Source organism: Bradyrhizobium sp. Kon56 (assembly GCF_055807635.1).
Window position 1 is genome coordinate 171742 of the sequence record NZ_JBVVOU010000011.1, and the last position, 19173, is coordinate 190914.

The window sequence follows — 19173 nt, forward strand, 5'->3', positions numbered from 1 at the left end:
GCGTCAGCACGACGCCCTCACCTCACACTCCGGTGTCGTCCCGGCCTTCGCCGGGACGACAGGTGAGTATGTAGCGCGGCCGTCGCGCCTCGCTGGCGGCCCTTACGACTCGATCCTCACATATTCGAAATCGCCGGGCTTGTTGTCGATGCCGACTTTCGGCGGTGAGATCCAGGAGGCGAACTGGCCGGTCTCGGTGACGGGCTGCATCAGCGAGGTGATGAAGTCGCCGTCCGCGGTCGAGGGCAGCCATTCGTCCTTGCGCTTCGCCCAGGTGGCATCGTCGATCAAAATGCCGTCGGGCGTCGCGTGGATGCCCTTGAACTCGCCGATATGGCGGTGGAAGGCGACGTTGGGCAGCTTGAGCTGAAACTGGTAGCCCGCGGTCGAGATCACCTTGTTCCAGCGCAGCATGCCCTTGACGCAATCCTGGCTGTAATCGTCGCGCAGGCGCATGTTGAGCGCGGTCAGCGCCGGCTCGTCGACGAGCTTGATCTCACCGTCGATGAACTTCAGCACCGGATAGGTGGCGTTCTTGAGCTGATGATCGTCGTCGATCTGGGTCTCGTGATAGCGACCCTTGATGCCGGTGTTGAAGGCGTTCGCCGCGTTGGTCGAGACTTCCGAGCCAAACAGATCGAGCGACAGCGTATAGTGCAGGTTCAGCTTCTTCTGAATGGTCGGCAGGTCGATCACGCCGAGCGCGCGGACCTTCGCGATGTCGGTGGGATCGGTGATGCCGGCTTCGCGCATCGCATCGCAGGTGCGCTGCACGACGCGGGTGATGCCGGTCTCGCCGACGAACATATGGTGCGCTTCTTCCGTCAGCATGAAGCGGCAGGTGCGCGACAGGGGATCGAAGCCTGATTGCGCCAGCGAGTGCAGCTGCATCTTGCCGTCGCGGTCGGTGAAATAGGTGAACATGAAGAAGGACAGCCAGTCCGGCGTCGCTTCGTTGAAGGCGCCCAGCATGCGCGGCGAGTCGGCGTCGCCCGAGCGGCGGCGCAACAAATCGTCGGCCTCTTCACGTCCGTCGCGACCAAAGTACTTTTGCAGCAGGTACACCATCGCCCAGAGGTGACGGCCTTCCTCGACATTGACCTGGAACAGATTGCGCATGTCGTACAGCGAGGGCGCGGTCTTGCCGAGATGGCGCTGCTGCTCGACGGAGGCGGGCTCGGTGTCGCCCTGGATCACGATCAGACGGCGCAGCATGGCGCGATACTCGCCCGGGACTTCCTGCCAGGCCGGCTCGCCAAAATGCTCGCCGAACGGCACGACGCGGTTCTCTTCCTGGGGAGCAAGGAGAATGCCCCAGCGATACTCGGGCATCCGCACATAGTCGAACTTGGCCCAGCCGCGCGGATCGACCGAATAGGCGGTGCGCAAGTACACCAGCGATTCCTGGAAGCCTTCCGGCCCCATGTCTTTCCACCAGTCCATGTAGCCGGGATGCCAGCCTTCCAGCGCCTTGAGCACCTGGCGGTCTTCGGCCAAATTGACGTTGTTCGGAATCTTGGTCGAGTAGTCGACGTTCATGATGTTCACGTTCATGGCCGTGCTCCTTGGATTTCTTTCGTCATGCCCGGCCTTGTGCCGGGCACCCACGTTCTTGCTTGCTCAGCCAAGGACGTGGATGGCCGGGACATTCTGTACGAAGACGCGCTTCGCGCTTTTGCCCGGCCATGACGCAGCAAATGTCGTCACACCCGCGTCATATCGAATTTCGGCTTCTGGCCGCTGCCGTAGCGGCGCAGCGCGCCTTCCTCGCCGACCGCGTTGGGGCGCTGGAAGATCCAGTTCTGCCACGCGGTGAGGCGCGAAAAGATTTTCGATTCCATCGTCTCGGGGCCGACGAAGCGCAGGTTGGCTTCCATGCCGGTGAGGCTGTCGGGCGAAAAGCTGGCGCGCTCCTCCAGGAACACGCGAACCTCGTCGTCCCAGTCGATGTCGTCGAGTGCGAAGGTGACGAGACCGAGCTCTTCGGCCTGCTCGGCGTCCAGCGTGGTGCCCATCGTGGCTTCCGCGCGTTCCACATCGGACGGATCGGCCTGGAAGCGCGACTGAAGCCGCGTCAGGCCATGGCTCATCGGATACGGGCCAAAATTCATCGCTGACAGTTCGATCGACGGCGGCGGGCGGTTGTCGCCCTGGCGCGTGCCGATCAGCATGTAGGAACGGTCGGCGGCGAAGACGAGCTCGGCGAGCGTGCCGGCGAAGCAGGAGCCGGGCTCGACCAGCGTCACCAGCGTGCGCGAGGTGACGTCGATGCGCTTCAAGACACGCTTCCAGTAGTGCCTGATTTCGTTGACCAGCCAGTGCGCCTTGTTGGCTTCGAGGAAGGCGTCGCAGGCGAGCACATGGGCGCGGTCGCCGTGGCTCTTGAACACCAGCATCGCGATCTCGAGCTCGTTGATACGCAGATGCAGGATGGCGTCGTCGAGTTCGCGCGCGACCTGGAGCGGCCAGAACGCGACACCCTGCGCCATCATCCCGTCGATATCGGCGGGCGGCGCGGCTTCAGGCGCCTTGATCGAGATCGTGGCGATGCGGGCGGCGCGGTCGATGTCGACGGTGACAAAGCCGTAGCGGATGCTCGTCTCATCGATGATGCGCTTGAGCGGCGTCAGCGCGATGCCCTTGCCGCTGCCCTTGCGCTTCGAGGCCTGGGCGAATTCCCTGGCGCGCTCGGCAACCTTGCCTTCGAGCTTGCTGTTCGGCGCGATCTCGTCGACCAGGCGCCATTGCACGGCGCGCTTGCCCTTCACGCCTTCTTCGATGGTGCAGAAGAAATCGGCGTGATCGCGGCGCACCTTGCGCTTGTCGACCACACGCGTGAGGCCGCCGGTGCCCGGCAGCACCGCGAGCAGCGGCACTTCGGGCAAGGCGACGGCGGACGCGCCGTCATCGGCAAGCATGATGTAGTCGGTGGCGAGCGCGAGCTCATAGCCGCCGCCGGCGGCCGAGCCGTTCACGACGGTGATAAAGCGCTGGCCGGAATTCTCCGACGAGTCTTCCATGCCGTTGCGGGTCTCGTTGGTGAACTTGCAGAAATTGACCTTGTGGGCATGCGTCGAGCCGGCGAGCATGCGGATGTTGGCGCCGGCGCAGAACACGCGGTTCTTGGCCGAGCGCATCACCACGACCTTCACCTCGGGGTGCTCGAAGCGCAGGCGCTGGACCGCGTCGGCAAGCTCGATGTCGACGCCGAGATCGTAGGAATTGAGCTTGAGCAGATAGCCCTCGAACAGGCCGCCATTCTCGTCGACGTCCATGGTCAGGGTGGCGACGTCACCGTCAACCGCGAGCTTCCAGTGCCGGTAGCGGGACGGCTCGGTCTGGAAATCGATGAATGTCGCGCCGCCTGCGAGGCGCCGATCTTCCTCGGCCATGGGCCACCCTTGAGTTCGTCTTGGTTTACCGTTAGATGCACAATAATGCATATTGCTGCGCGCGTCTAGACTTTAACGGCCCATACATGCATTTTGTTGCATGCCCTCTCCTAGGGCCGCTGCTGCAAATTGCTCAATCGCGTGAAGCGTCGATCCCGGAGCTTCGCGATGCGGAGAATGCGCCGCGCCTGACATGACTTTCAAATCGACCGGGCAATAGCATTCGTGCTGCGCGATCTCGGCCTGACGCAGCGTCCCGTATTGGTCGTCCACGCCTTGAAGGATCAGGACGGGAACGCGGATATAAGCGAGATATTCCGAGATATCCCAGTCGCGGAATTTGGGATCGAGCCAGGCGGCGTTCCAGCCGTAGAAGGCGTTGTCGACGTCCGTGTGCCAGCGCGCGAGCTTTGCCTTCAGGTCGGTGGTCTCAAATGCCGTCTTGATGTCCGCAATCGACTTCACCGAGATGTCCTCGACAATGAAATGCGGCGCGATCAGTACGAGGCCGTTCAGGCGATGATCCTGATGCGCGCCGGCATAGATCGTCGCGATCGACGCGCCGTCGGAATGGCCGAGCAGCAGGCCACGCCTGAAGCCGATCGCGTCGAGGATCTTCGGCAGCACGTCGAGTGCCTCGCGCTGCATGTAGTCGAGCGGCCGCGGCAGCGCGACCTTGCTCGACTGGCCGTAGCCCGCGCGCGAATAGACGAAGATGCCGGCGGAGGTCGCCTCTCGCAGCTTCTCGGGGAAGTCACCCCAGAGCCCGACCGAGCCGAGGCCTTCATGCAGCATGACGATGGTCGGTGCATCGGCGGATTGCGGCGCCAGCCATTTGTATTCGAGGCTGGCGTCGCCGATGCTGAGAAAGCCGGTGGGGGCGAGGTCGGTCATGCTCTGTCGCTCTTCTCTCTCCGTCGTCAAGCCCGGCCATGACGACCTGTTGTCAATTCGCCCCGTCCCGCAGCTTGAACCGCTGGATCTTCCCCGTCGCCGTCTTGGGCAAGGAATCAACCACGTCGATCCAGCGCGGATATTTCCACGGGCCGATCTTCTGCTTGACGTGATCCTTGAGCATCTCCTGCAGGCCCGCCGTCGTCGCGCCGGGGCGCAGCACGACGAAGGCCTTGGGCTTCAGCAGACCTTCCGGATCGGCTTCGGGCACGACGGCAGCTTCCAGCACGGCGGGATGCGTGATCAGCGCGCTCTCGACCTCGAAGGGCGAGACCCAGATGCCAGAGACCTTGAACATGTCGTCGGCGCGGCCGCAGAAGGTATAGCGGCCCTCGGAATCCCTGACATATTTGTCGCCGGTGCGGGTCCACGGCCCCTCGAACGTGCGGCGGCTCTTGTGGCGCTGGTTCCAGTACCCCTCGCCGGCGGAGGGCGCATCGACCAGGAGCTCGCCGACCTCGCCGTCGGCGACATCCTGTCCGGCCTCGTTGACAAGCCGCACCGCATAGCCGGGCACCGGTTTGCCGGAGGAGCCGTATTTGATGTCGCCGGGCGCGTTCGACAGGAAGATGTGCAACAGCTCGGTCGAGCCGACGCCGTCGAGAATATCGACGCCGAAGCGCGCCCTCCAGCTGTTGCCGACGGACTCCGGGAGCGCCTCGCCGGCCGAGGTGCAGATGCGAAGCGACTTGCCGCCGCGCTCGCTCTTCATCGCTTCGTCGTTGAGCATCGCCGCGAACAGGGTCGGCACGCCGTAGAAGATCGAGGGATTGTAGCGGTTCATCAGGTCGAACATGCGTGCGGGCGTCGGCCGTTCGCTGTTGAGCACCACGCTGGCGCCGACCGACATCGGAAAGGTCAACGCATTGCCGAGGCCATATGCGAAGAACAGCTTTGCCGCGGAAAGACAAACGTCGTTCTCGCGAATGCCGAGCACCTGCTTCGCATAAGTGTCCGCGGTCGCCTGCATGTTCGAATGGATGTGCCGCACGCCCTTGGGCATGCCGGTCGAACCTGAGGAATACAGCCAGAATGCCGGCTCGTCGGAATGGGTGGCGGCGGTGGTGAACTGATCGCTCTCGTCCGCAATCTCCTCGGCGAGCTGCTTGTGGCCGTTCTGTTTGGCGCCGGAGACCACGACATGCTCCAGATCCGGCATGCGGCCGACGACGTCCTTGATGACGGGATAGAGCGCTTCCGAGACGAACAGCACGCGCGCGCGGCAATCGGCGAGGATGTAGGCGTATTGATCTGATGTCAGCAGCGTGTTGAGCGGCACCGGCACGATGCCGGCGCGGATCGCGCCCAGAAACACGATCGGGAAGTCGACCGTATCCAGCATGATCATGGCCACGCGCTCTTCGCGGCGGACCCCGAGCCGGCGCAGCATGTTGGCGGCGCGCCGCGTTTCGCGCTGGAGCTCGCCATAGGTGAGCCGTGAGACGGTGTCATCGAAGGCGAGCTTGTTGCCGCGTCCCTCCTCGACGTTCCGGTCGAGCAGCCAGGTCACCGCGTTATAGGATCCCTCGCTCACGGACTTCTCCCCTGAATTTAGAATTATAATTCATAGAAAGACACCGCCTCGGCTTGCTGTCAATGCCAGCAGGCACTATGTTTCATTAATACGCGCCGCAGGACCTCTTTAAAAGAAGACATCCGCTCAAGCAGGCCCATGATCCGCAGTCCATGACCGACAGTCCCGACGCCGAATCCCGATTTCTCGAACAGCTCGGCCAGCGCGTGCGCACCATGCGCGCGCTGCGCGGCATGTCGCGCAAGGTGCTCGCTAAGGTATCAGGAATATCGGAGCGCTACATCGCGCAGCTCGAAAGCGGCAAGGGCAACGTCTCCATCGTGCTGCTGCGCCGCGTCTCCGACGCGATGGGCGCGCATCTCGAAGACCTGCTTCCCTCGGCCGATCCGACCCCGGACTGGCAGATGTTTCGCGATCTCCTGCGCAAGGCGACGCCGGCGCAGGTCGCACAAGCAAAAGATCTGCTCGCAGGCGGCAGCGCCTCCGCGCCGCGGCGCGCGCCGTTCTGCGGCATCGCGCTAATCGGCCTGCGCGGCGCCGGCAAATCGACGCTTGGGCGGATGCTGGCGAAGAAGGTCGGCTGGAGCTTTGTCGAGCTCAACAAGGAGATCGAGCAGCAGAACGGGCTGTCGGTCGCCGAGATCATCGCGCTCTACGGCCAGGAAGGCTTTCGCCGCATGGAGCAGGCGGCGCTGCAGCAGCTGCTCGCGCGCCACGAGCTGATGGTGCTGGCGACCGGCGGCGGCATCGTCTCCGAACCTCTGACCTTCGACCAGATCCTGTCGTCGTTCTACACGATCTGGCTGAAGGCCGAGCCCGAGGAGCACATGGCCCGCGTCCGCCGCCAGGGCGATTTGCGCCCGATGGCCGACGACCGCTCCGCGATGGCGGAGCTGCGCAACATCCTCTTGAGCCGCGAGCCGCTATATGCGCGCGCGACGGCGGTGGTGGACACGGCGGGACTGTCCGTCGATGCCGCCGCGGCGCGCCTGGTTGATGCGGTGCGGCCGGTGCTGCAGAACGAAGCGCGCAGCTTCGGGCTGCGCAGCGTGGCGCTGTAGGTCCGAACTCCCATGACCGAGAGCGACGTCGCAATCGCCATGTTCGAGCGGATCGGCGGCAGCGCCACGATCGATCGACTGGTCGATCGCTTCTACGACCGGATGGATACGCTGCCGGAGGCGAAGATCATCCGCGCGATGCATGCGGACGACCTCGGCCTGATCAGGGATGTGCTGAAGCGCTATCTCACCGAATGGACCGGCGGCCCGAAACTCTATTCGGTCGAGAAGGGCCACCCGCGGCTGCGCCAGCGCCACATCGGCTTTGCCATCGGCGATGCCGAGCGCGACGCGTGGATGCTCTGCATGCGCGGTGCGCTGGAGGAGACGGTTGTGGACGCCGCAGCGCGGCAGGACCTCGACAAGGCGTTGTCCGGCCTCGCCGACTGGATGCGCAACCGCTAGTGATTTTTGCACGGGCGCGTAGCCCGGATGAGCGAAGCGACATCCGGGTCTTCACGATGACTTTCCCGGGTATCGCTTCGCTCACCCGGGCTACAAGAGTTGCGACCGCACCGCCTCCGCGCCCTCACGCAACAGCGGCAAAAATCGCTCGATCAATTCCTGCGCCGGCACGCGATCGACGTGCGCGCCCATGTTAATGGCGGCGACGATCACGCCGTCGTAGCGGCGGACGGGGACCGAGATCGAGCGGAAATGCGGCTCGGCCTCGCGGTCCACCAGCGAATAGCCCTGCGCGCGATCGGCGACGGTGCGCGCGAGCAGCACCTTGGGATCGGTTACCGTCTGCGGCGTCAGCGCTTCGCGCTTCGTCGCCGTCAGGCGCGCAGCAAGCTCGGCATCGTCGAGTTGACCGAGCATGGCGCGGCCGACCGAAGTGCAGAAGGCCGGAAGCCGGTAGCCGATTTCCAATCCGCCCGAGAACATCCGCGCCGGACTGCTGCGCGCGATGAACACGACCTCATCGCCGTCGAGCACCGCGAGCGAGGAGATTTCGTTGGCCGCTGTCGCGACGCGGTCGAGCACCGGTTGCAGGACCGTGACGAGTTGGCTCGACCGCAGATACGACGCGGCGAGTGTCAGCACATGTGGCGTCAGCGAGAACAGCTTCCCGTCGCCACTGACGAAGCCGCCGCGCTGGAGCGTGAACAGCATGCGCCGCGCGGTGGCGCGGGGAAGCTCAGCGGCACGGGCGAGATCGCTCAGCGTCATCGGGCCGGCCGTGATGCCGAAGCATTGCAGCAGGCGCAGCCCGCGATCGAGGCTCTCGACGAAATCCGTCGCGCGTTCGTCGCTCTCGCTTCGCTTCAGCTTGGGCATGGTGTCGGGTCATTCCTGCAAAATAGTGCTTGCTGCCGCGTCAAGGCCTGTCATAATTCGCCCATTAGTTCAATAGGCGAACAATCGACTCCATAAAGGATGCACTCGCCATGATGAGCCAGGAGCAGAACGACCTGATCACCCGCACCGGTGCGAAGGACCCCTGCGGGAAGCTGATGCGAAGCTACTGGCAGCCGGCGGCGTTGGTGGACGAGCTCGACGGCGATCGACCGATCCGTCCCGTCAGATTGCTCGGCGAAAGCCTGGTGCTGTTCCGCGACGAGACGGGGCGTTACGGCCTGATCGATCGCCACTGTGCGCATCGCGGCGCCGATCTCGCCTTCGGACGGCTCGAGCATGGCGGCCTGCGCTGCGCCTTCCATGGCTGGCTGTTCGACGCCACCGGGCAATGCATCGAGACGCCGGCGGAGCCGAAGGACTCAAAGCTCTGCCAGAACATCCGTCAGCGCTCTTACCCTGTGGTGGAGAAGAGCGGCATCCTCTGGGCTTATCTCGGCGAGGGCGAGCCGCCGGCATTTCCCGAGCTCGACTGCTTCGTCGCGCCCGGCACGCACACCTTCGCGTTCAAAGGCCATATGGCCTGCAACTGGCTCCAGGCGCTCGAAGTCGGCATCGACCCCGCGCACGCCTCCTATCTGCATCGCTTCTTCGAGGACGAGGACACCTCGACGGCCTACGGCAAGCAGTTCCGCGGCACATCGGCAGGCAGCGACTTGCCGATGACGAAGATTTTGCGCGAATACGACCGCCCGATCATCAATGTCGAGCACACCGAATACGGCCTGCGGCTGATCGCACTGCGCGAGATCGACGAGGAGCGCACCCATGTGCGCGTCACCAACCAGCTCTTTCCGCACGGCTTCGTCATCCCCATGAGCACGGAGATGACGATCACACAGTGGCACGTGCCGGTCGACGACGAGAACTGCTACTGGTACGCGATCTTCACCAGTTATTCGAACCCCGTGGACAAGCAGAAGATGCGCGACCAGCGGCTCGAGCTCTATGAGCTGCCGGATTACAAATCGCGCAAGAACGGGACGAACGATTACGGCTTCGATCCGCACGAGCAGCAGACGGCGACCTATACCGGCATGGGCACCGACATCAACGTGCACGACCAGTGGGCGGTGGAATCGATGGGCGCGATCCAGGACCGCACCCGGGAGCACCTCGGCACGAGCGACAAGGCGATCGTGCAGTACCGGCGCCTGCTGCGGCAGGAGATCGAGAAGGTCGCAGGCGGCGAGAAGCCGATGCTGCATCTCGACGAGGCCACCGCACGTTCGATCCAGGGTCCGGCGACCATGGACGGCATCGGGCCGACCCGAGGCTGGGAGATCTACTGGATGGAGGTCGACGTCAAGCGCCGCCGCAGCGCGCCGTGGACGGCGCCGGTGCCGAAGGAGATCGCGGACAACGTGCATCGCCTGACGGCGGCGGAGTGATAATGCAGTTCGCCGCTAGCGAGGCGAGACGGCGGCTCCACATTCTCCGCTGTCATGCTCCGCGAAAGCGGGGCATCCAGTACGCCGCGGCCTCTCGTGGACACACGGACGTCTCTGGAATACTGGATCGTCCGCCTTCGCGGACGATGACAGTGTGCGCTATACTCTCGCCGAGCAAGAAGGAACTGCCAAAGTGACTTTCGTCGCGCGTCATGCGCTGTGGTCGGATGAGCAGAAGGACGCCGCATTGCGCGTGCGGCGCATCGTCGACGAGAAGAATCTCGAGGTCATCCGCCTCGCCTTCCCGGACCAGCACGGCATTTTGCGCGGCAAGACCATCGTCGCCTCCGAGGCGATCGCCTCGCTGGAGAGCGGCTGCTCCATCACCACCACTATGCTCGCCAAGGACACCTCGCACCGCACGGTGTTTCCGGTGTTCACGTCAGGCGGCGGCTTCGGCATGAAGGAGATGGAGGGCGCGGCCGACGTGCTGATGGTCGCCGATCCCACGACGTTTCGCGTTTTGCCATGGGCGCCAACCACGGGTTGGGTTCTCTGCGACCTCTATTTCAACGACGGCCGTCCCGTGCCGTTCGCGACGCGCGGGCTCTATCGCAAAGTGCTCGACGAGCTCGCAAGTCGCGGCCATGATTTCGTGGCGGGCCTCGAGGTCGAATTCCACATCTTCAAGCTCGACGATCCGCATATGCGCCCGGAGGATGCCGGCCAGCCCGGCACACCGCCTTCGGTGAGCCTGCTCAGCCACGGCTATCAATACCTCACCGAGCAGCGCTTCGACCAGATGGAGCCGGTGCTGGAGATCTTGCGGCGTGACATCGTCGCGCTCGGTCTGCCCTTGCGCTCGGTCGAGGTGGAGTTCGGGCCGAGCCAGTGCGAATTCACCTTCGCCCCGAAGAAGGGCATTGAGCCCGCGGACAACATGGTGCTGTTTCGCTCTGCCGTGAAGCAGATCGCACACCGCCACGGCTATCACGCCACGTTCATGTGCCGGCCGAAGCTGCCGAACCTGTTCGCGAGCGGCTGGCATCTGCACCAATCGGTGGTCTCGCGCGCGACCGGCGAGAACCAGTTCATGGCCAAAGACGGCGGCGAGCCGCTCAGCGCGTTCGCCCGCGCCTGGCTTGCGGGCCTGCTCGACCACGCCCGCGCGTCGACCGTGTTCACCACCCCGACCATCAATGGCTACAAGCGCTACCGCTCCTATTCGCTGGCGCCGGACCGCGCGATCTGGGGCCGCGACAATCGCGGCGTGATGATCCGCGTGCTCGGCGCCGCCGGCGACGCCGCCACGCGCCTGGAAAACCGCATCGGCGAGCCCGCCGCCAATCCTTATCTCTACATGGCCTCGCAGATCCTCTCCGGCCTCGACGGGGTCGACCGCAAGCTCGATCCCGGCCCGTCTGCCGACACGCCTTACGAAACCAAGGCGCCGCTGTTGCCGAAATCGCTGCGCGACGCGGTCAGCGCGCTGAAGGACTATCCGTTCTTCCGCGAAAAGCTCGGGCCTGAGTTCGTCGATTATTACACCCACATCAAGAATGCCGAGATCGACCGCTTTCTGTCCGAGGTGACCGACTGGGAGCACCGCGAATATTTCGAGGTGTTTTGAGCCAGACACGCCCTCACCTCCCCGTGAGGCGACTTCGTCCGCTCAGTTCCGACGACATTTCACCGCTCCCGATGAAGCTATTTTCCAAGGCCCGCGAAAACCGCCGGAAAAATGGGCGGTGTAGATTTGCTCCGTGATCAACAAAGGAGTTCGGTCATGTGGGGTCATCTGTTCAGTTTGATCTATCGCCTGTCCTGCCGCGCCACTCTGATTGAGATCGGGGCGGGTCGCTCGTCGCGATAGAGGCCCAGCGGATTTAGGTAAGAGCGATTGACTAGCGAACGGAGGGTGTCATGCGAAAGCTGATCCTGATCGCGGCAATGTCGCTGCTGGCAAGCCAAGCCTATGCCGGCGGACCACGGAGCTTTAGCCTTGCGGCGACAAATGCGAGCCAGCAGACCGCCGAGCCGGGAACGACAGCAGCCACGCCGCCACAAGCTCCGGCGGCAGCACCCACGAATGTCCAGACGGCGACCACGGCCCCAGCTTCAACGTCTCCGGCAGCGACTGCGACGACAACCGCGATCGCTCCGGCCGCAACTCAGTCCAGTGCCGCGCCGATTGCCAGCACAAGAGAAACGACCAAGCCGAAACGTCGCCAGCCATCCACCGAGGCCCGCGTGATTCGCGAACTGCATCGGCACGGGATTTACTGGTGATTGCCAATGTCGTCCTGGCGAAAGCCAGGACCCATTACCCCAGGGAAAAGTTGTCGCACGCGGCTGCTAACCGCCAATCTTCGCCAAACTGAATGCGGTGGCTATGGGTCCTGGCTTTCGCCAGGACGATAACGTATGAGCGGCGCCCAGCATCGCGCCCTCACCCTCAAATCCCTAGATATTTGTGCTGCAGATCCGGCTCGGCCAACAGCTCGTCCGAGGTGCCGCTCCATACCGTCTTGCCGCGCTCGATGATGGTGTGGCGGTCGCAGATGCGGGCGAGGTGGTCGACGTTCTTGTCGACGACCAGGATCGACTGTCCCCGGCTCTTGAGCAGCGACAGGCAGCTCCAGATCTCTTCGCGGATCAGAGGCGCCAGGCCTTCGGTCGCTTCATCCAGGATGAGCAGCTTCGGGTTGGTCATCAGCGCGCGGCCGATGGCGAGCATCTGCTGCTCGCCGCCGGAGAGCTGGTTGCCCATATTGGAAGCGCGCTCGGCCAGGCGAGGAAACATCACGTAGATCGCCGCCAGCGTCCAGGGATTGCTGCTGCCGAAACGATCGGCCGCTGCCGCGACAAGGTTTTCGCGCACGGTGAGGTTCGGGAAGATCTGCCGCCCCTCGGGGACGAGGCCGACACCGAGTTGCGCGATCCTGTAGGACGGCTGCGTCCGCACTTCCGAGCCCGCAAAGCGGATGCTGCCGGCGCGCGCCGGCGTCAGGCCCATGATGGATCGGATGGTCGTGGTTTTGCCCATGCCGTTGCGACCCATCAGCGAGACCATCTCGCCTGATTTGACCGACAGGGACAAGCCGAACAGCACCTGGGACAGGCCGTAGCAGGTCTCGATGCCGTCGACCTCGAGCAGCGTGTCATCCATGGTGCGTCACCACATGGGCCTCGCCGAGATAGGCGCGCTTGACGTCCTCGTTCGCCCGAATCGCGGCCGGATCGCCGGAGGCGATGACGCGGCCATAGACCAGCACGGAGATGCGGTCGGCGAGCGCAAACACCGCCGGCATGTCGTGTTCGACCAGGACGATCGAGACCTCCTTGCGCAGCTCCTGGAGCAGCTGCACCATGCGCTGGGATTCGGTGACGCCGAGTCCCGCCATCGGCTCGTCGAGCAGCAAAAGTTTCGGCTTGCTTGCCAGCGCAACCGCCAGCTCGATCTGGCGACGCTCGCCATGGCTGAGCCTGGACACCAGGACATCGGCACGATGGACGAGACCGACGCGATCGAGCGCGGCATGCGCGGCATCGCGCAGGCCCTTCTCCTTGCGTGCATCGGCGAAGAAGCGGAACGAGGTGCCGGCATGCGCTTGCGCCGCGAGCGCGACATTGTCGGCGGCGGTGAAATCGAGCAGCAGCGAGGTGATCTGGAAAGAACGTGCCAGGCCCAGCGCGCAGCGGCGATAGGCCGGCAGATAGGTGATGTCGCGCCCCGCCAGCGAGACGCTGCCGGAATGCGGCTCCAGATGCCCTGTGAGCTGGCTGATCAGCGTGGTCTTGCCGGCGCCGTTCGGGCCGATGATGGCGTGCAGCTCGCCTGCCGCAACGTCGAGCGAGACGTTGTCCGTCGCAATGATGCCGCCGAAGCGGCGCACCAGCCTGTCGACGCGGAGCAGCGGCTCAGCCACGATTGAGCCTCCCGAGCAGGCCCATGATGCCGCCGCGGCCGAACAGCACGATCAGCAGCAGCAGCGGACCCATGATCAGCGCCCAGTATTCGGTGAGCTGCGACAAGAACTCTTCCAGCAACAAATACACCACCGCGCCGATGACCGGACCGAACAGCGTGCCCATGCCCCCGAGGATCACCATCACCATGAGGTCGCCGGAACGGGTCCAGTACATCGCGGCCGGGCTGACGAAATCGGTGTTGTTGGCGAGCAGCGCGCCGGCGAGGCCGCACATCATGCCCGAGATGACGAAGCAGACCAGCTGGTAGCGTTTCGAGGGAAAGCCGATCGCCTGCATGCGCTGCTCGTTGGAGCGCAGGCCCTGCAGGACGAGGCCAAAGCGCGAATTGACGATGCGCCAGATCAGGAAGACCACGCCGAACAGGCAGGCGAGGCAGAGATAATAGAATTGCGTGCGGTTCGACAGATTAATCAGCCCGGAGAAGTCGCTGCGCTTGTAGACGGTGAGGCCGTCATCGCCGCCATAACGCGCCAGCCCCGAGGCGACGTAATAGGCCATCTGCGCGAACGCCAGCGTGATCATGATGAAATAGACGCCGCGGGTGCGCAAAGACAGCGCGCCGATCACCAACGCATAAAGCGCGGAGGCCGCAAGCGCGACCGGAAACTGGATGAAGCCCGAGCCCACGCCTTCCTGCGCCAGCATGCCGACCGCATAGCCGCCAATACCGAGATAGGCGGCGTGGCCAAAACTCATCATGCCGCCAAAACCCATGATGAGGTTGAGGCTCGCGGCCGCCAGGGCCAGGATGACGATGCGGGTGAGCAGCGTCAGGATGAAGATGTTGCCGGATGCTTGCGAATAGAGCGGCAGCAGCACGAGGCCCGCCAGCAGCAGGACCGTGACGACCTTGCTCACAGTGAAAGCCTTCATCGGCGGTTGGCCGGAAACAGCCCCTCCGGACGCACCACCAGCACGATCGCCATCAGCAGGTAGATCAGCATGGACGACAACGCGGGCGCGGCGGTGGAGGCCGCGGCGCCGCTCAGCACCTGCCTCAACAAATTGGGCAGGAAGGCGCGGCCGAGGGTGTCGATCATGCCGACGAAGATCGCGGCCAGGAACGCGCCCCGGATCGAGCCGATGCCGCCGATCACGATGATGACGAAGGCGAGGATCAGGATGTTCTCGCCCATGCCGATCTGCACGGTGAGGATCGGCGCCTGCATCAACCCGGCAAGACCGGCGAGCGCGGCACCGAGGCCGAACACCAGGGTGTAGAGCAGCTTGATGTTGATGCCGAGCGCACCGATCATCTCGCGATTGGAGGCGCCGGCCCGGATCAGCATGCCGATGCGGGTGCGCATCACGCCGAGATAGAGCAGCAGCGCAACCAGCAGCGCCACGACGATGATGGCGAGGCGATAAGCGGGATAGTGAATGCCCGGCAGGATCGGCACCGGCACGGTGAGCCAGGCCGGCAGCGGCAGCGCAAGGCCGGCCGGCCCCCAGATCAGCCGCACGGCCTCGTTGAAGAACAGGATCAGGCCGAAGGTCGCGAGCACGTGGTCAAGATGGTCTCGTCCGTAGAGATGCCGCAGCGCGGTCATCTCGAGCACGATGCCGAGCACGAGCGTCGCGCCGAGCGCCAATAGCGCACCGAGCAGGAAGCTGCCGGTCCAGGCTGCGAAGGTCGCGGCGAAATAGGCGCCCATCATGTACAGCGAGCCGTGCGCGAGGTTGACGAGATCCATGATCCCGAACACCAGCGTCAGGCCGGCGGCGAGCAGGAACAGCAGCAGGCCAAACTGCAATCCGTTCAAGAACTGTTCGACGACGAGCAGCATCAAAACTCTTTCAGGCGCACGCAGGTTCGCGCCGATGTTCGAACACGGTCGCCATCAGTGAAAGAGCTCCCCCTGCCTGGACAAGGCGGAAAAATGGGTAATGGCAGTATCGTTCCGAGGCAAGAGCGATTCGACACCCAACATGCACTTTGTTGCATGCCGATGCATCCGATCGGTCCTGGCCCTGCAATCGGTCTTGCAAGAAGACTGCCGCGCAGGATGGGTCAACCTGCCGCACCCAAACGGATCACCTCCCTCCGTTGCGGGAGAGAGGGTGTGAATTCGTCGCAACGTGTGGATGGAGACGCCTAGTGCGACGTCATCTGCCGGCGAAGGTCATCCGGCTCGGCAAGCACGCTGTTGGCCGTCGAGGCCTCCAGCGCCGCCATCCGGAACAGATAGGCGAGCGTCGCCAATCCGGTGTCTTCCGCCATCTGCGCGAGTTCGAGCGCCATGTCGGACATGTAGCCCAGATTTTCGTCCTTGATCTGCGCCATGATCTGGCTGTCCCGCATCATGTTCGACATCTCAGGCGCTCTTTCGTTGCGCGGCAGCGAGGCCGCAGAGGTTGGCAAGGGCGATGCAATTGATACGCGGACCGTCCTGTTGGACGATGGAAGGCACGCCGATGCGATCATGCAGGGCATCGAGCGTCTCGCGGAGAATGTCGATGGTCGCCGCCATGGTCCATGCGTTCTCCACCAGTGCCGGCAGACCGAGCGGGGTCACGACGAAGCCGGCCTCATGAAAGCGCGGCAACCACCAGGTTTCCATGATCGCGCTGACCTGCGCGATCCCCTGACCGAGGCAGAACTCCTGCACGGCCGCCATCAGTTGCAGGTTGAGCGCGCCGTCGCGGCGATCGCGCACGACGAAGTAGCGCGACCATTCCCAGACCAGAGGATCCACCGGGTAGCCGCGCACCGCTGCCAGATGGGGAAAGACCTCGCTCATCATCGAAGGCTTGGTGGTCGGGTAGAGCCGGTGACCGCCGATGACGCGGCGTCCCTCCAGCGCAAGCAGATAAACGGTGTCCTCGTCGTCATAGGAATCGATTTCGCGGCAATCCGGCCTGCGCAGCGTCTCCCAGCGCCGCTCTTCGACGAAGATGTCGTGCCGCAGCCGGAAATGCTGATCGAGCACATCTTCGTAAAGGTGGCGATTTACTGCAGAAATGGCGTGAATCATGAAAACCCCCATTCATCCTCAATGGAGGGCACCCTCTGCGAAAAGAGGATGGTTCGGTATTGGGAAATTTCCCAGTACGTCGCTTAGGGATTGATGATCTTGTTGCGAATCGCCAGTGCTACCGCATGCGTACGGTTGACGGCTCCGAGCTTGCGCCCGGCGGTTGCAAGATGCTCTTCGGCGGTGCGCTGCGTGATGTGCAGGATCTCGCCGATTTCCCAGGCCGATTTGCCCTGCGAGGCCCAGGCGATCACCTCGCGCTCGCGCGGGGTGAGGCGTGCCGAGGGATACGGCGCTGGATCGAGCAGACGGCGAATGTGGTCGAAGCCATACATCGCCATCAGGTGCAGTGCCGGCTTGCTGCGGGGATTGAGGTCGAGATGGACGCCCCCGAGCGACACCGCGGCCTCGTAGCCGGTGAGTCCGTGGATCGGCACAATGAAGCCGCGCGTCATGCGAAAATCGGTGGCGCGGTTCATCACCTCGGCCGCGTTCGGCTCGAGCTCCGCATCATAGGGTGCTTCCGACCATTCGAACGGGTTGACTGACTGGCGGCACAACCGCACCACCGGGTCGAAACGGTCGTAGTTATTTTCGGTGTAGAGACCAAACCAGCCCGCGGGCCAGCGCTTGGCGAGCACCATCTGTGCAAACTGTTGGTCGGGATTGGGCAACCCCGTCACGATGATGGTTTCAAAACCGAAGCGACCAAAGGCCGATTCGAGCGCATTCATGGCGTCGGGCACCTTGCGATAGGCCCCAAGCCCCTCGATGAAGTCGAGCGCTTCCCGGCCATAATCCACGGCGGACATCGGTGCGTTTCCTGACCCTCGCTGTGCGATATAGCACGTCTTGGGGCACTGCCTCAATTCACGGATTCCGTAGTTTCCCGGTATCCCATTGACCCCGAAGGCTTAATCTACTTGTGGAAGAAGGGACGTCAAGATACACCTACAATGTCTGAAGCGGGGAAACCACGATGGAAGACGAGGACATCGCCCTCAACAGCGTGCTCGGCCTGGAACTCAACCGCGTATTTTTCGCCGTCCGCGAAACGGCAAACAAGCAGAAGATCATCGAGTTCGCACGCGGGGTGCTGCAAAGCGAGCGCAGCAAGCCGGCAGAGAGCGCCACGCCGGACGGACCGGCGAGCTAGCACGCAATTGCTGTGAGCGCACGAACGGTCCGTTCGGCGCCATGCCTTCCTCTGATCTGAACCGAACAACCGAACGCGAATGTTTCCTTCCTTCTCCCCTTGTGGGAGAAGTGGCATAGGCGGCCTTCGGCCGCCGTTCTTAAAACAAAACGCCGACGCTTCGCATCGGCTATGGCGCCGGATGAGGGGTTGTTTCCACGCGTTCAAATGCGCGAGGCTCGTGCGGGGAGAGAACCCCTCACCCGCCTCGCGCTATCGCGGCGATCCGCCCTCTCCCACAAGGGAAGAGGGAAAGGCAGCGCCGACCACGATTACCTTCGGATGCCCAGGACATGATGACGCTGCGCCAGGTTGAAGTGATCCGTGCCGTGATGGTGACGGGCACGATCGGCGGCGCGGCGAAGCTGCTGAACGTTTCGGCGCCGGGCATCAGCCGCCTGGTGAAATATACCGAGCGCTCGCTCGGCATCCGCTTCTTCCAGCGCCAGAACGGCCGCTATTTCCCGACGCCGGAAGCCGAGAACATCTTCGAGCAGATCAACGGCGTCTACAAGAAGGTCGACGACCTCTCCGAGATCATCTCCAAGATCGGGCGCGGCGGATTGTCGGAATTGCGCATCGGCTCGGTGCCGAGCATTTCGCAAGTCATGGTGCCGCGCGCGATCGAGCGGGTCCGGCGGCGCTATCCGGATTTGGGCATCGACATCAACATCCTCAAGCTCGAGGAAGCCATCGACTATCTCATGCTCGGCCGCGGCGAGTGCGTGGCGATGAGCTATCGCCTGGAGCATTCCGGGCTCGACTTCATGCCGCTCGCCTCGGGCGAGCTCTATTGCATCGTGCCGCCGGGCCACGAGCTCGCCGGCCGCAAGCAGGTCTCCGCCGCCGAGATCACGCGCTATCCGCTGATCGGCATCGATCCCAATGATCCCTACGGGCGGATCATGGCCGAGATCTTCGCGCGCCACCGCCTCGAGTACAACATCACCATCCGCGCCCGCTTCGGCACCACGGTCTGCGCGCTGGTGAAGGCGGGGCTCGGCATCGCCATCATCGACCAGTTCACGGTGGCCCATGGGGGCTATCCCGGCATCGAGCTGATCAAGATCACCGAGCCGACGCGATTCGACACCTATATCGCGGTGAAGCGCGGCGCGCCGCTGTCGCTTCATGTCGAGTATTTCATCGAGTCCCTGCGCGCGGAGATGCGCGCGGTCGAGCCGTCGCGGGGCAAAGGCAGGGCCGCGCCGCCACGGGCGCGGAAGAGATAACATTATGTTAGGTTTGCAGCACAAAAGGGTAATTGTGTTAGGCCGAGGAAAGGCTATCGTTCCTGGGGGAAGCCCCTTGGAATTGGG

General features: G+C 63.8%; 18 protein-coding genes and 1 pseudogene. 7 read left to right on the plus strand and 12 right to left on the minus strand.

All coding sequences use genetic code 11. The features are described from left to right. Positions 1-102: 102 nt before the first annotated feature. The 4 genes from boxB to AC0L3B_RS19800 form a co-directional block, all read right to left on the minus strand. On the minus strand, positions 103-1554 hold the full coding sequence (gene boxB / locus AC0L3B_RS19785) for a benzoyl-CoA 2,3-epoxidase subunit BoxB (protein WP_085349674.1): 1452 nt from the start codon (positions 1552-1554) through the stop codon (positions 103-105). A 149-nt stretch (positions 1555-1703) separates the two neighbouring features. Next, positions 1704-3392, minus strand: a complete 1689-nt coding sequence (gene boxC, locus AC0L3B_RS19790; RefSeq protein ID WP_473380928.1) for a 2,3-epoxybenzoyl-CoA dihydrolase — start codon at positions 3390-3392, stop codon at positions 1704-1706. Between the two features lie 72 nt (positions 3393-3464). Then, on the minus strand, positions 3465-4286 hold the full coding sequence (locus AC0L3B_RS19795) for an alpha/beta fold hydrolase (protein ID WP_473380929.1): 822 nt from the start codon (positions 4284-4286) through the stop codon (positions 3465-3467). Positions 4287-4338: 52 nt separating this feature from the next. After that, positions 4339-5880: a benzoate-CoA ligase family protein gene (locus AC0L3B_RS19800; protein ID WP_085349671.1), complete on the minus strand. Its 1542-nt coding sequence runs from the start codon at positions 5878-5880 to the stop codon at positions 4339-4341. Positions 5881-6020: 140 nt separating this feature from the next. Here AC0L3B_RS19800 and AC0L3B_RS19805 point away from each other — a divergent pair. Together AC0L3B_RS19805 and AC0L3B_RS19810 are read left to right on the plus strand one after the other, a co-directional pair. Then, positions 6021-6941, plus strand: a pseudogene (locus tag AC0L3B_RS19805) (helix-turn-helix transcriptional regulator); the annotation flags it as partial. A 12-nt stretch (positions 6942-6953) separates the two neighbouring features. Next, positions 6954-7346 carry a group II truncated hemoglobin gene (locus AC0L3B_RS19810; protein WP_018456047.1) on the plus strand — a complete coding sequence of 131 codons (393 nt, stop codon included), beginning with the start codon at positions 6954-6956 and terminating at the stop codon, positions 7344-7346. Between the two features lie 90 nt (positions 7347-7436). Here AC0L3B_RS19810 and AC0L3B_RS19815 read toward each other — a convergent pair whose 3' ends face one another. Next, positions 7437-8222, minus strand: coding sequence for an IclR family transcriptional regulator domain-containing protein (locus tag AC0L3B_RS19815; RefSeq protein ID WP_085349669.1), 786 nt, complete (start codon positions 8220-8222; stop codon positions 7437-7439). Between the two features lie 110 nt (positions 8223-8332). Here AC0L3B_RS19815 and AC0L3B_RS19820 point away from each other — a divergent pair, with 110 nt between their 5' ends. From AC0L3B_RS19820 to AC0L3B_RS19830, 3 genes are all read left to right on the plus strand, one after another. Beyond that, positions 8333-9691 (plus strand): aromatic ring-hydroxylating dioxygenase subunit alpha, encoded by a 1359-nt coding sequence (locus tag AC0L3B_RS19820; protein ID WP_204513152.1) that lies wholly within the window; start codon positions 8333-8335, stop codon positions 9689-9691. A gap of 193 nt (positions 9692-9884) precedes the next feature. Then, the gene (locus AC0L3B_RS19825) at positions 9885-11321 is read left to right on the plus strand and encodes a glutamine synthetase family protein (protein WP_473380930.1); all 1437 of its coding nucleotides are present in this window, start codon (positions 9885-9887) and stop codon (positions 11319-11321) included. A 293-nt stretch (positions 11322-11614) separates the two neighbouring features. Beyond that, entirely contained in the window at positions 11615-11980 is a 366-nt protein-coding gene (locus tag AC0L3B_RS19830; RefSeq protein WP_473380931.1) for a hypothetical protein, read from the plus strand. A gap of 166 nt (positions 11981-12146) precedes the next feature. Here the strand turns inward: AC0L3B_RS19830 and AC0L3B_RS19835 are convergent, their stop codons facing one another. From AC0L3B_RS19835 to AC0L3B_RS19865, 7 genes are all read right to left on the minus strand, one after another. Next, complete coding sequence (locus AC0L3B_RS19835; RefSeq protein ID WP_018456043.1) at positions 12147-12860, minus strand: ABC transporter ATP-binding protein; 714 nt, start codon at positions 12858-12860, stop codon at positions 12147-12149. Continuing rightward, a complete protein-coding gene (locus AC0L3B_RS19840; protein WP_018456042.1) occupies positions 12853-13620 on the minus strand; it encodes an ABC transporter ATP-binding protein in 768 nt (255 codons plus the stop codon). Before AC0L3B_RS19840 ends, AC0L3B_RS19835 begins: the two co-directional genes overlap by 8 nt. Further along, positions 13613-14557 (minus strand): branched-chain amino acid ABC transporter permease, encoded by a 945-nt coding sequence (locus tag AC0L3B_RS19845; protein ID WP_247370456.1) that lies wholly within the window; start codon positions 14555-14557, stop codon positions 13613-13615. The genes AC0L3B_RS19840 and AC0L3B_RS19845 overlap by 8 nt, the downstream gene beginning before the upstream one ends. Beyond that, entirely contained in the window at positions 14554-15471 is a 918-nt protein-coding gene (locus AC0L3B_RS19850) for a branched-chain amino acid ABC transporter permease (protein WP_007615745.1), read from the minus strand. The genes AC0L3B_RS19845 and AC0L3B_RS19850 overlap by 4 nt, the downstream gene beginning before the upstream one ends. Positions 15472-15779: 308 nt before the next feature. Further along, positions 15780-15998, minus strand: coding sequence for a hypothetical protein (locus tag AC0L3B_RS19855; protein ID WP_026233073.1), 219 nt, complete (start codon positions 15996-15998; stop codon positions 15780-15782). Between the two features lies 1 nt (position 15999). Further along, positions 16000-16659, minus strand: coding sequence for an acyl-homoserine-lactone synthase (locus AC0L3B_RS19860; protein ID WP_018456038.1), 660 nt, complete (start codon positions 16657-16659; stop codon positions 16000-16002). An 83-nt stretch (positions 16660-16742) separates the two neighbouring features. Then, a complete protein-coding gene (locus AC0L3B_RS19865) occupies positions 16743-17471 on the minus strand; it encodes a helix-turn-helix transcriptional regulator (RefSeq protein WP_018456037.1) in 729 nt (242 codons plus the stop codon). A gap of 167 nt (positions 17472-17638) precedes the next feature. Between AC0L3B_RS19865 and AC0L3B_RS19870 the strand changes: the two genes are divergently transcribed. Both AC0L3B_RS19870 and AC0L3B_RS19875 read left to right on the plus strand, forming a co-directional pair. After that, a complete protein-coding gene (locus AC0L3B_RS19870) occupies positions 17639-17815 on the plus strand; it encodes a hypothetical protein (protein ID WP_018456036.1) in 177 nt (58 codons plus the stop codon). A 332-nt stretch (positions 17816-18147) separates the two neighbouring features. Further along, a complete protein-coding gene (locus AC0L3B_RS19875) occupies positions 18148-19086 on the plus strand; it encodes a LysR family transcriptional regulator (RefSeq protein ID WP_018456035.1) in 939 nt (312 codons plus the stop codon). The last annotated feature ends 87 nt before the right edge of the window (positions 19087-19173 follow it).